The sequence below is a fragment of the Candidatus Gracilibacteria bacterium genome, from assembly GCA_041658685.1.
Taxonomy (GTDB): Bacteria; Patescibacteriota; Gracilibacteria; order UBA1369; family UBA12473; genus JBAZZS01.
Window position 1 is genome coordinate 215,508 of the sequence record JBAZZS010000003.1, and the last position, 12,485, is coordinate 227,992.

The window sequence follows — 12,485 nt, forward strand, 5'->3', positions numbered from 1 at the left end:
AAAGATTTTTAAGATTGCTATGGTCCAGATTTTATGGTAATGTTCAGTTTCGGATTCGGGCCCGCATGTAATTAAAACAGGAATGACGGATGCAGGGGCCATTCAAAAAACTGCAGAGGATGCTTTTGCATCGCTCAGTAATTAACAACTTCAAAAATGATAGAAAAATTTCTACCAGTTTTAGTGTTGGCGAGTACGTTAGCCTCAAGCGCTTGTGTGGATCCGAAGAGTGCGGATACGACGGATACGGCATATCTTGATACCGGCGAGTCGCCTGATCCGCCCGATCCGCTTGGTTCGCTTGAGGGGGTAATTTCCTACGTTAGAGAGAGCTGTGGTTGGGTTTCACAGCAATGGCATGGAGAAGATCCTACACTCAATTGTGGACCTGCCTCTCTTTTAATATCGGCAGCTTGCGTGAAGGGCACAGATCCTTCCGAGGAAGATCTAAAGAACAGCCTTGATTATATGGATGCAAATGCATGGGCAACTGGTTACGGTGGATCCGGGGGGGAAGAGGAAGGCTATCCTGGCTCATATACATCCGGGAGTGATCTAGTTGCTACTATGGAGGGCTACTACCGCGCCGATGCCATGTTAGTTGGTGATAATTATGGGGAGTGGGGTTTCGGTGAAAATTATGGGAATGCCGTAGCTCTTTCAGACCTTTTAGATGATGTCCGAAATGGCTATCCTCCGATTATTGCAACGGTTTCTCAGGGCTTGCGACCGACCGGTGATGAGATGGTGGCTGATGGGACGCCTCATTATATGGTTTTAATGGGCGCGTTTTTAGACGAGGACGGGATTTGGTATGTTGTTTTACATGATCCGAATCCCTATCCTAAGGATCGGGAATACGGTGAACTCCACGCATATACTTTAGATTCGTTTATTTGGCCTGAGCATGCAGCTATTCGATCTTCTCCTACGTTATGAAAAACTACTTTGCTCCAATTTTTTCTCTTATTTTGACCGCTTGTGTTGAAAATAGCCCTGTAAAGGATGAAAATGTTTTTGTAAATAAGTGTGATACTTCCGCTTTTCGAGCTCGGTATAGTGCGGCTGTTCAAAAGGCTATTGAAATTCCCATTTGCATTCATACGGTTTACCCTGACGAAGTTACAAGAGCCTCTTTAGAAGTGGAGGGTACCCAAGAAGTGGAGAGTACCGATGAAGCTTACACGCGTATTTATGTAGAGTACTTCAATACTTTCATGGCTGCTGTATATCATCCTCTCACAGGTGAACAAATTAGATTGGATACGAAGATTTGGGTCTATGAATTTGCCCCGAGGGACATAATTGTAGACGCTGAATGGGGGAACGTGAATGCTTATTCAGACTCAGATCCTGCGGGGCTGACAGTGCGTCATGATCTTGCAGTCTCAAATAATACTGAAGGATGTGAGAACTTGTACATTATTAAGAATGACGTTCTATCTCCGGATAAGTTGTTCGGTTATGCAACGTTTCCAGACAATGCTCCTCAGGATAATTATATCCTGCTCTGGGATACTGACGAGGGGGATACTGACAGCAGTAAGATTGCTCACGAGTTTGGCCATGTTTTGGACCTTTCGCATACGGATGCGACTGGTGGAGATCATGTAGATGATACACCCTATGATCCCGGCGAGGACTACTGCGACATCGAGGCGGATCCTAATACTGGCGAGGTTTTTGGAACTTGCGACGCGCCTTATGAGGAATACGGCCCGGATTTGCCGTTGGACAACATTATGGCTTCCTACGCGCGGAGATATGTTTTTACGGTACAACAAATCGAAAGAATGCACTGTACGTGGAATCTGTATGAGGACAATATTTTCCCACATTACTACTATTGAAACAGTTTTGTTAATTATAAATTCCAAAAATAACCTGTCTTAAAACAAGTTATTTATTTCTGTAAAGTATTGGCTCGGCCTGGTGTACGATATCCGAACGTGGTTCAAAGAGCCAGTGGTTTTTAATGAGCGCTTGTTATATGATTGAAATATGAACGTACACGAACATCATGAATCGCATGAACATGAGCATCACGATCATTCCGAGCACGAACATCACAATGCTCACGTCTCTGCGCACGAAGAACATGGCGGTCATGGAGGACATTCTCCAACCATGGGAATGGAGGGACATGATCATCATCAAATGATGATTGATGATTTTAAAAAACGATTTTGGGTGTCTGCTCTTCTCACACTTCCTGTTTTGGTGTTCTCTCCCATGATTCAGGGATTTTTCGGATATGAATTATTGCTTCCCGGGAATGCCTATTTTTTGTTGAGTCTTTCCTCTTTGGTTTATTTTTGGGGAGGATGGCCTTTTTTAAAAGGATGTTGGGTTGAAATAAAAAGTAAAGGGCTTGGAATGATGACTCTTATTTCGATGGCCATCAGTGTGGCCTATTTTTATAGCTCAGCCACGGTGTTTGGTTTGCCTGGGGAAGATTTTTTTTGGGAGTTGGCAACGTTGATCGATATCATGTTGTTGGGTCATTGGCTTGAGATGAAATCGGTTTTGGGGGCTTCCAAAGCGTTGCAATTGTTGGTCAGCATGATGCCTGCTGAAGCTCATCGTGTTGGAAAGGAAGGGCATGTGGAAGATATTCAACTCGAAGATTTACAACAAAACGATACGATTTTGGTGAAACCCGGAGAAAAAGTTCCGGCAGACGGGATTGTGACGGAAGGGGAGAGCTATTTGAATGAATCCATGCTCACCGGCGAATCAAAGCCTGTTAAAAAAGAAGTGGGGATGAAAGTCATCGGGGGTTCTATCAATGGGAATGGTTCTTTGAAAATTAAGGTTGAACACACGGGGAAAGACAGCTATCTCAATAAAGTAATCACGTTGGTTCAGGAGGCGCAAAAGTCAAAATCCAAAATGCAGAATCTTTCGGATAGGGCGGCCAAATGGCTTACTTATATTGCTTTGATTATCGGGTTTGGAACGTTGGCGGTTTGGTTGGCGCTTGGGTTTCCTTTTGTGTATGCCTTGGAGCGGATGGTTACGGTCATGGTGATTGCGTGTCCTCATGCGTTGGGGTTAGCTATTCCACTTGTTGTGGCCATATCTACGGCGATTTCAGCTCAAAACGGTTTATTGATAAGAAATCGAACAGCATTTGAAGAATCGAGGAAAATCACCACTCTTTTATTTGATAAAACCGGGACGCTCACTCGGGGCGATTTTGGGGTTACACGAATTGAATCTGTTTCAACTCATTATTTTTCTCCTGAAATTCTTCGACTCGCCAGTGCATTAGAACAAAGTTCGGAGCATCCCATTGCCGTTGGAATTATGAATAAAATAAAACAAGAAAAAATTCCCGTTCCTTCCTTGGAACATTTTGTCGCCATCCCCGGAAAAGGAGTGGAAGGGAAGGTGGAGGGCAAAGAAATTAAAGTGGTGAGTCCCGGATATTTGAAAGATAAAAATATTGAGATTCCGAAAGGGGCTTTTGGTCATGGGGCGGAAACCGTAGTTTTTGTTTTTATTGATAATGTTTTGGCGGGATATGTTGCTTTGGCGGATTCAATACGACCTGAAAGTGCCGAGGCGATTCGTGTTTTTAAAAAGAATAAAATTAAAGTCATGATGGCCACCGGCGATAATGAAGGCGTGGCAAAGGCGGTGAGTGATGAGTTGGGGTTGGATGGTTATTATGCCGGAGTGTTGCCTCATCAAAAAGTGGAGATTGTTAAGGAGCTTCAGGCAAAAGGTGAATTTGTGGCCATGACAGGGGATGGCGTGAATGATGCTCCTGCCTTGGCGCAGGCCGATGTGGGGATTGCGGTTGGTTCCGGTACGGATGTGGCTGCCGAAACCGCGGATATCATTCTTGTGAACAGTAATCCTCAAGACATTGCCAAGCTTATTTTATTCGGGAAAGCCACGTACAATAAGATGATCCAGAATTTGATTTGGGCTACCGGATATAATGTTATCGCGATTCCTCTTGCGGCGGGTGTGTTTTACTCTTTTGGGTTTACTCTAGGGCCTGCGTTGGGGGCTGTTTTCATGAGCTTAAGCACTATCATTGTGGCCATCAATGCTCAACTTTTGAGAAAGAGCATAAGCAAATAGGGATGGCAACGGAATTATTACTTTTTTCCCATGGAACTCTGTATCCTTTGGATATATTTATATGTTTAAACCCTTTTAACCATGATGGATTACAATATGATGAGTGGAGTGAACGGGAGCGGGATGATGGCTTTTTCTTGGGTCACGTATGTTTTAGTAGTGACTTTTTTGGTTTTAGGAGTGATTGCTTTTGCGAAATATATTGGGAAAAAATAAAGTTCTAAATACAGCTTTTTAAAATTTCCATACTCTCTCGTGGGTTTTGAATTTTTTTAAGGCAAATGGTTTCTTGATATCCTCCAGAGGCCGAGGCGCTTAAAAGGATATCTCCATAGTGAAACAGTTTTCCAAAAAGTCCCTGATTGATTTGAATCTCACGGATGTTTTTAAGATCGAATAATTTTTCTTTTGTGCTAAAAAATCCTTTTCGCTCAATTAGTTTTTTATCGGCATAATCGATGAAGTATTTATGAGACAGCCAGTGCAGGAGCACGAGCAATAGTAAAAATAGTTGGAGAATAGATTTGATTATGTGAAGGGAAAGCAGGAAAAGATTTAAATGATAGAAATGGTCTGATCCCATGTTTTCTTTCAGTAAAAAAATATCGACAAAAGTATAGGCAAGGCTTGATAAAAATAAGATTAGGAATAGCTTGAAAATTAAAATAAACAAGCTGTCACTTATGGGTTCCATTTTTCTGAAGAAAGATTGATCCATGGGAAATTTTTTCATTAATGTAACCTCTGTATAACTCAACTATGAGGAAAATCAAATGGATGTGCCAAGAATAAAAGGGTTGGTTTGGTTTGAAACTAAAACTAAAAAGATCGAATTCAATTGATGATTCGGGTGTTTTTTAACCTGTAAAGTGTTGGCTCCCGGGGTCGGATTCGAACCGACGACCAATTGGTTAACAGCCAACTGCGCTACCACTGCGCTACCCGGGATTAGTAATGTGAAAGATGGGGAAATGAAGGGGAGCGCACTTCGCTGGCGCTTCGTGTGTGGGGGAGCCCCTTCGTTTCGTTGTGCGAAACTGCGGGGCTACTATAAAGAACTTGTTTTAGTTTTTCAACGTTTTTCACGGCAATGGGTGTGGGGGAGAGGCTTTAATCTGTATTTGACGTTGGTTAAGTCTATTTCATTTGACAATGTCCCATCTTTTATTTTCCAGTCAAATCAATAAGTATTGATTTTTTCTGTGGATTGTTGCTACCCTAATGCGGTTGTCTTCATTTTTTAATTTTTTATTCCTTTTTTATATGGACAAGAATTTCTTTGTAGCGTTCACCATTGCGATCGGCGGAAGCGCCCCAGCCATCGGAATCGGACTTTTAGCGTCTAAAGCCATGGAAGCGATCGGCCGCAACCCGGAAGCCGCAGGTGTGATCCAAACCGCTATGATTTTGGCCATCGCGTTCTGCGAAGCCATCGCCATTTACTCTTTGGTTATTGCTTTGATCATCAAATTCGTTTAATTCGTCATCCGTTCATCTTTTTTTAATTTTTTATTCATCATTATTATGGACAAGAATTTCTTTGTAGCGTTCACCATTGCGATCGGCGGAAGCGCCCCAGCCATCGGAATCGGACTTTTAGCGTCTAAAGCCATGGAAGCGATCGGCCGCAACCCGGAAGCCGCAGGTGTGATCCAAACCGCTATGATTTTGGCCATCGCGTTCTGCGAAGCCATCGCTATTTACTCTTTGGTCATTGCTTTGATCATCAAATTCGTTTAATTCGTCACTCGTTAAATTTTTGCTCCTATGGAACTCATTGAAAAACTAGGAATTGATGTAAAACTTTTACTCACTCAAATCGTGACGTTTGTTGTATTGCTCACGATTTTGACGTATTTGATTTATAAGCCGATTTTGAATTTGCTCGACAAACGCAAGTCCATGATTGAGAAAAATGTGGAAGACACGCGCCGCATCGAGGAACGATTGGCGCAATTGGAAAAAGAACGCGCTGAGGTTTTGGCTGAGGCCTCCAAAAAAGCCATGGCTGTGATTGAACAAGCTAAGGCGCATGGAGAAGAGGAACGTGAAAAGATTCTCGCCAATACCAAGAAGGAAGTTTCTATGATTGCCACGCGTTATCGTGCGGAACTTAATGCGGAAAAGACGCAAATGGTGCGTGAAGTGAAAAAAGAAGTGGCTGAACTCATTGTAAAGAGTTGCGAGAAAATTTTACGAAAAGAATTCGCGACCGCGGATCAAAAACGTTTGGAAGGAGCGATCAAGGAAGAATTGGCCGGGGTTCGTAGATAATTTTTTGTATCTGTCTTATATATAAAGTATGAAAATTTCGATCCAAAAATATGCGAAAGCCCTTGCCGAGGCAGTGCACGAAGGCGATGACGCCCAAAAAACCGCGAATCGCATGCAAAATGTGTTGCGTGTTTTTGTCCGCCGTAAACAGGGAAAACTCATCAAACGATTTCCCGGCATATTTAAGGAGGTTTGGTTGGCCAAGCGCGGGATTGTGGAAGTGCGCGTGACCCTTCCGTATGAGCCCTCTCAAGAAGAAGAGAAAGATCTTACTCGTTTGATCGGAGAAGCGTTGGGGAAAAAGGTGGTGCTCGCGGTTAAGGCCGATAAGCATGTGCTCGGGGGAATGAAGCTTGAATTCGGAGACAGTGTGGTGGATGGAACGGTTCGAACTCGTTTGGATACGCTTAAAAATAATCTTATTAATTCCTAATTTCAAAACTATGCAGGTCAAAGATCAAATTTTAGACTCCCTTAAGGAGCAAATTGAAAAATTTCAATCCGCCGCCAAAGTGGAAAAAGTGGGACACGTCCTCGAAGTCGGGGATGGAATCGCCCGCATCGTTGGCATTGCGGACGTGGCGTCGCAAGAAATGGTCCATTTTGCCAATGGGCAAGTGGGCGTGGCGTTGAATCTTGAAGAAGACAGCGTGGGCGCCATTATTCTCGGAAGCGACAAAGGTATTAAAGAAGGCGATGAAGTTCGCACTACAGGCAAAATTTTGTCCGTGCCGGTGGGGGAGGCGTTGATCGGGCGCGTGGTGGATCCTCTCGGGAACCCACAAGACGGAAAAGGCGAAATTAAAACCGATACATTTTATCCGATTGAAAAGATTGCGCCTCGTGTCATCAAACGCAAAGGCGTGAACACTCCGGTTCAAACCGGGGTAAAAGCCGTGGATTCCATGATTCCGATTGGTCGAGGACAACGCGAGCTCATCATTGGTGATCGTCAAACCGGAAAAACCGCGATTGCGATTGATACCATCATCAACCAGAAAAGTGAAAACATGATTTGTGTGTACGTGGCCATTGGACAAAAAGAATCCAAGGTCGCGAAAATTGTGGCGGAGTTGGAAAAGAACGGAGCCATGGATTATACGATTGTGGTTCGTACCTCGGCTTGTGATCCTGCGTCTCTCACGTATCTTGCCCCGTTTGCCGGGTGCGCCATGGGTGAATATTTCTTGGATAAAGGAAAAGATGTGCTTGTGGTGTACGACGATTTATCCAAGCACGCTTGGTCTTATCGTGAAATTTCTTTGTTGCTCCGACGCCCTCCGGGTCGTGAAGCGTATCCCGGGGACGTGTTTTATCTCCACTCTCGTTTGTTGGAACGTGCTTGTAAATTGGATGAAAAATACGGCGGAGGTTCTCTCACTGCGTTGCCAATCATTGAAACGCAAGCCGGAGACGTGTCCGCGTACATTCCGACCAATGTCATTTCCATCACAGACGGGCAAATTTTCTTGGAATCCGATTTGTTTTATAAAGGAGTTCGCCCGGCCTTGAACGTGGGTATCTCGGTTTCTCGTGTGGGATCTGCGGCTCAGACCAAAGCCATGAAAAAAGTGGCCGGCCGTTTGAAACTTCAACTCGCTCAATATCGTGAACTTGCGGTGTTTGCTCAATTCGGTTCCGATCTTGACGAAGCCACGCAAAGACAACTCAATCAAGGCGATCGTCTTTCGGAAATTTTGAAGCAAAAACAATACGCTGCGGTTCCGGTGGAAAAGCAAGTCGTGATTTTGTACGCCGGGATCAATGATTATTTGGCAAAAGTGCCGGTGGCCAAGGTCAAAGAATATGAAGAAAAATTATACACCTGGTTCGATGCCAAGTATTCTCCGCTTTTGAAGGATATTAAAACAAAGAAAGAGCTCACGGCCGACATTGAAGAACAACTTAAGAAAGCATTGGCTGAGTTCAATTCTGAAATTACTTTTGAATAACTTAAAATTTCATGGGAAATTCCATTAAAGACATTCGAAGGAAAATCAAATCCATTCGCTCCACGCGCCAGATCACCAAGGCTATGGAGTTGGTGGCCACGTCCAAGATGAAAAAAGCGGTCGACAATGCCGTGAATCTGCGTTCGTACGGATATTCGGCCATGAATATTTTGGCAAAATTATCCAAAAAGCAAAAAGATTCTCATCCGTATTTAAAGGATCGTGACGTGAAAAACGTTTTGGTTTTATTGTTCACCACGGATAAAGGGTTGTGCGGAGGGTTGAATACCAATTTGTTCCGCAAAACCACGCATCTCATCGCTTCGCTTGAGAAGGATTATCCGCAAGCCGCGATTCATTTTGTGACCTCGGGTCGAAAAGGCGCGGACTTTTTGCGACGTATGGGCAAGACCGTGGACATGGCTTTTCCCGCCTATTCCGTGCATCCCAAGTTTTCCGATATTTTTCCATTGAGCCGCACTGCGCTTAAAGGGTTTGATAAAGGCAATTACGATCAAGTGTATGTGATTTATCCGGATTTTGAATCCATGTTGTTGCAAAAACCCGTGGCGCGCCGATTGTTGCCGTTTTCCCCCGTCGTTTTCGAACAAATGTTGAGTGAATTGGGTTCCAAATTCACAAAAATTGCAGCGCCGGTGGAAAAAGACATCGATTATAAACTCGAGCCTTCTCCGTATTACATTGCGCAAAACATCATTCCTCAGTTGATTGAAGTCCAATTGTATCAAGCCGTTTTGGAAACCGCGGCATCCGAGCACAGCGCTCGCATGGTGGCCATGCAAAATGCCACCAAGGCGGCGGATGATTTGTTGTCGGATTTTGTTTTAACTTACAATCAAGTGCGTCAGGGCGCGATCACGGCGGAAATCGCTGAAATCGCTTCCAGCTCTGCCGCCATCGGATAATTTTATTTTCAAAAATTTTCACTTTTTAACTTTCTTATTTTTATGCCAGGCAAAGTTACAAAAATCATTGGAGCTGTCGTCGACTGTTCATTCGAAGGGGAAGAACTTCCGCGATTGTATGATGCGTTGGAGGTAAAAATTGGGGAAACCACCCTGGTTCTTGAAACCCAACAGCATTTGGGAGGGAATGAGGTGCGCACCGTGGCCATGGGAACCACCGATGGTCTCAGGCGCCATCAAGATGTGACGAACACCGGAGCCCCGATTTCAGTGCCTGTGGGCCCGGAAACGTTGGGTCGCATGTGCGATGCTTTGGGCACGCCGCTCGACGATCTTCCGGTAGTGAATTCCAAGAAAAAATATCCGATTCATCGCCCCGCGCCTTCGTTTGCCGAGCAATCCACCAAAACCGAAATTCTTGAAACCGGAATTAAAGTCATCGACCTCATCTGTCCGATCATTAAAGGAGGAAAAGTGGGGTTGTTTGGGGGAGCCGGAGTGGGAAAAACGGTCGTGATTATGGAACTCATTCGTAACATTGCTCAGGAACACGGAGGACTTTCCGTATTTGCCGGGGTCGGAGAACGCAGTCGTGAAGGAAATGATCTTTACTACGATATGAAAGGATCCGGCGTTTTGGAAAAAACATCGTTGGTTTTCGGACAAATGAACGAACCCCCTGGCGTTCGTCAACGTGTGGCTTTGACCGGAGTGACCATGGCTGAATATTTCCGTGATGAAGCCGGACAAGATGTGCTTTTATTCATCGATAACATCTTCCGTTTCACTCAGGCCGGGTCTGAGGTGTCCGCTCTCTTGGGTCGTATTCCTTCTGCTGTGGGTTACCAACCGACATTGGCCACGGAAATGGGAGCGCTTCAAGAACGCATCACTTCCACCAAAAAAGGATCCATCACTTCCATCCAGGCTGTGTACGTGCCTGCCGATGACTTGACCGATCCCGCACCTGCCACCACGTTCGGTCACTTGGATTCTACGGTCGTGTTGTCTCGTGCTTTGTCTGAATTGGGAATTTATCCTGCCGTTGATCCTCTCGATTCCACGTCTACGATTTTGGATCCCGCGATTGTGGGAGAAGAGCACTACACCGTGACTCGTGGCGTGCAACGCATTCTTCAACGCTACAAAGATTTGCAAGATATCATCGCCATCTTGGGTATGGAAGAATTGTCCGAAGACGATAAACTCACGGTGCGCCGCGCTCGTAAGATTCAAAAATTCTTATCTCAGCCGTTCTTCGTGGCTGAAACCTTTACCGGACATCCCGGGAAATACGTGTCGCTCAGCGAGACGATTCGAGGATTTAAAGAAATTCTTGAAGGCAAATGGGACCACATGGATGAAGGCGCCTTCTACATGAAAGGCGGGATTGATGATGTGAAATAATTTAAATATTTTTATTTTTTCTGATGAGCAAAACCTTTGAACTCAAAATCGTTACGCCGGAAAAGGTCCTGTACAAGGACATCGTGGAGAGTGTCTCTGTGATGACGGCCGAAGGGGAAATCACGGTGATGGCGAATCATTTGCCCATTATTTCCGCGATTGTGCCCGGTGAATTACGTATTAAAAAAGACGGAGCAATCACTTTCTTTTCTGTGACGCGCGGAGTGTTGGAAATGGATGGCAAGACCGTGACCTTGCTTACCGATGCGGCGGAACGGGCGGAAGCGATTGATGAAAAACGTGCGGAAGAAGCTCGTGTGCGTGCTCAAACCTTGATGGCTGAAAAACGTGGCGATGTGGAAGGGTATGCGGATGCCGTGGCGGAAATGGAACGTGCGCTTTCTCGTGTTCGTATTGCTCGAAAACGTCGACATGGTTCTTCGTCCTTTGATTCTCGTTCTTCATGAAAAATGTCCCCAACAATAATGATAATGATGGAAAAGTGTGGTCCGCGTATCAACTCGCGCTGACCCTTGGGTACATGATTGTGATTCCTATGCTTTTGTTCGGAGTTGGAGGCGTGTTGCTTGATAAGCATTTCGATAGTTATCCTTTGTTCGTTTTCATCGGGTTTTTGTTCGCTCTTACGTCGTCTATGTTCGTGGTTTATACCAAGACCAAGGACATCGTGGTCCAAGGTATGCCTCAAAAGCCAAAATCTAAAATCGAAAAACCAAATCTGAAACCTTAACTTAATAACGCTCGACTCTAACATGTCCAATACGTTTGTTCCCCCAACACTCGCTTCAGAAACTATTTTTCACATCGGTACGTTTGAGGTTCGAAATACCTTGATCACCGCGGTGATGACGTTGGTTTTTTTGACGATTATCGCCTTGCTCGTGCGTCGTAAAAAATACGCCATGGTTCCGTCCGGGATTCAAAATGTTGTGGAAGCGTTGATTGGCGGTTTTTTTGATTTTTTTGCCGGGGTGATAGGGGATCGTGAAAAGGCGAAAAAGTTTTTTCCGTTGGTGGCCACGATTTTTTTCTTTGTATTGATTTCCAACTGGATGGGGCTTTTTCCCGGATTCAGCAGTATTGGGATTTGGGAAGAACACGAAGGGCATGAAATGTTTGTGCCGGTGTTTCGTTCTACGTTTGCCGATGTGAATATGACCTTTGCGCTCGCGCTCATTTCCGTGACCGCGTGTCAGGTTTTTGGGTTTTCGTTGTTGGGATTTAAAGGATATGCGGGCAAGTTTTTTGTGAATCCGTTTCGTGATCCGATCGGGTGTTTTGTGGGTTTGCTTGAGATCCTTTCCGAATTCGCCAAGATGATTTCCTTCACCTTTCGTCTTTTCGGTAATGTGTTTGCCGGAGAAGTGTTGTTGGCCGTTATCGCGTTCCTGTTGCCGTGGTGGTTGCCGGCATCCTTGCCGTTTTACGGTTTGGAGGTTTTCGTCGGATTTATCCAGGCGTTGGTGTTTTCCTTTTTGACGCTTATTTTCTTGAAAGTTGCGACCACGGGGCATGGAGGTCATGAGGCGCATGAAGGGGCCACGCACGGAGCGTAGTGGAGTGACTTTGGGTAAAATGTTGAATATCAGTAATGGCTGAAGATTTTTTCGTGGGTGGGAATAATACGTTTTTTAAAATTAAAACGGCTTATTTAAGCTAAAAATTGAGGCAAAAACTCTGCCAGGGCGGGATAGTTAACGAAACTTGGTTGAAGAATATTTTCTTTTAAATCTGTAAAAGTTTCTTTTTTGTGTCATTTTCTCGTGTATGAATAAAAAACATGAGAAATCTTCCTGCTGTAGTGCTCCTA

The 12,485-nt window shown here is 44.7% G+C and carries 13 protein-coding genes and 1 tRNA gene; 12 read left to right on the forward strand and 2 right to left on the reverse strand.

The window, feature by feature from the left end; genetic code table 25:
* The first annotated feature begins 156 nt into the window (after positions 1–156).
* From WC882_05515 to WC882_05530, 4 genes are all read left to right on the forward strand, one after another.
* Positions 157–1,002: a C39 family peptidase gene (locus WC882_05515; GenBank protein ID MFA5843092.1), complete on the forward strand. Its 846-nt coding sequence runs from the start codon at positions 157–159 to the stop codon at positions 1,000–1,002.
* Positions 936–1,883: a M43 family zinc metalloprotease gene (locus tag WC882_05520; protein MFA5843093.1), complete on the forward strand. Its 948-nt coding sequence runs from the start codon at positions 936–938 to the stop codon at positions 1,881–1,883. Before WC882_05515 ends, WC882_05520 begins: the two co-directional genes overlap by 67 nt.
* A gap of 118 nt (positions 1,884–2,001) precedes the next feature.
* Positions 2,002–4,095, forward strand: coding sequence for a copper-translocating P-type ATPase (locus WC882_05525; protein MFA5843094.1), 2,094 nt, complete (start codon positions 2,002–2,004; stop codon positions 4,093–4,095).
* Between the two features lie 81 nt (positions 4,096–4,176).
* Complete coding sequence (locus WC882_05530) at positions 4,177–4,311, forward strand: hypothetical protein (GenBank protein MFA5843095.1); 135 nt, start codon at positions 4,177–4,179, stop codon at positions 4,309–4,311.
* 4 nt (positions 4,312–4,315) lie between these two features.
* Here WC882_05530 and WC882_05535 read toward each other — a convergent pair whose 3' ends face one another.
* Together WC882_05535 and WC882_05540 are read right to left on the reverse strand one after the other, a co-directional pair.
* On the reverse strand, positions 4,316–4,588 hold the full coding sequence (locus tag WC882_05535; GenBank protein MFA5843096.1) for a PH domain-containing protein: 273 nt from the start codon (positions 4,586–4,588) through the stop codon (positions 4,316–4,318).
* 380 nt (positions 4,589–4,968) lie between these two features.
* A tRNA-Asn gene (locus tag WC882_05540) sits at positions 4,969–5,043 on the reverse strand.
* Between the two features lie 315 nt (positions 5,044–5,358).
* Between WC882_05540 and atpE (WC882_05545) the strand changes: the two genes are divergently transcribed.
* Genes atpE (WC882_05545) through atpB form a run of 8 tightly spaced genes read left to right on the forward strand, consistent with a single transcriptional unit; the run spans position 5,359 to position 12,231 of the window.
* Positions 5,359–5,574, forward strand: coding sequence for an ATP synthase F0 subunit C (gene atpE / locus WC882_05545; protein MFA5843097.1), 216 nt, complete (start codon positions 5,359–5,361; stop codon positions 5,572–5,574).
* Positions 5,575–5,619: 45 nt separating this feature from the next.
* Positions 5,620–5,835 (forward strand): ATP synthase F0 subunit C, encoded by a 216-nt coding sequence (atpE, locus tag WC882_05550; protein ID MFA5843098.1) that lies wholly within the window; start codon positions 5,620–5,622, stop codon positions 5,833–5,835.
* A 27-nt stretch (positions 5,836–5,862) separates the two neighbouring features.
* Entirely contained in the window at positions 5,863–6,369 is a 507-nt protein-coding gene (gene atpF / locus WC882_05555) for a F0F1 ATP synthase subunit B (GenBank protein ID MFA5843099.1), read from the forward strand.
* A 28-nt stretch (positions 6,370–6,397) separates the two neighbouring features.
* Positions 6,398–6,802, forward strand: a complete 405-nt coding sequence (atpH, locus tag WC882_05560; GenBank protein ID MFA5843100.1) for an ATP synthase F1 subunit delta — start codon at positions 6,398–6,400, stop codon at positions 6,800–6,802.
* 10 nt (positions 6,803–6,812) lie between these two features.
* On the forward strand, positions 6,813–8,321 hold the full coding sequence (atpA, locus tag WC882_05565; protein ID MFA5843101.1) for a F0F1 ATP synthase subunit alpha: 1,509 nt from the start codon (positions 6,813–6,815) through the stop codon (positions 8,319–8,321).
* 11 nt (positions 8,322–8,332) lie between these two features.
* On the forward strand, positions 8,333–9,247 hold the full coding sequence (gene atpG / locus WC882_05570) for an ATP synthase F1 subunit gamma (GenBank protein MFA5843102.1): 915 nt from the start codon (positions 8,333–8,335) through the stop codon (positions 9,245–9,247).
* Between the two features lie 42 nt (positions 9,248–9,289).
* On the forward strand, positions 9,290–10,654 hold the full coding sequence (atpD, locus tag WC882_05575; protein ID MFA5843103.1) for a F0F1 ATP synthase subunit beta: 1,365 nt from the start codon (positions 9,290–9,292) through the stop codon (positions 10,652–10,654).
* A gap of 23 nt (positions 10,655–10,677) precedes the next feature.
* Positions 10,678–12,231: a F0F1 ATP synthase subunit A gene (gene atpB / locus WC882_05580; protein MFA5843104.1), complete on the forward strand. Its 1,554-nt coding sequence runs from the start codon at positions 10,678–10,680 to the stop codon at positions 12,229–12,231.
* Positions 12,232–12,485 lie beyond the last annotated feature (254 nt).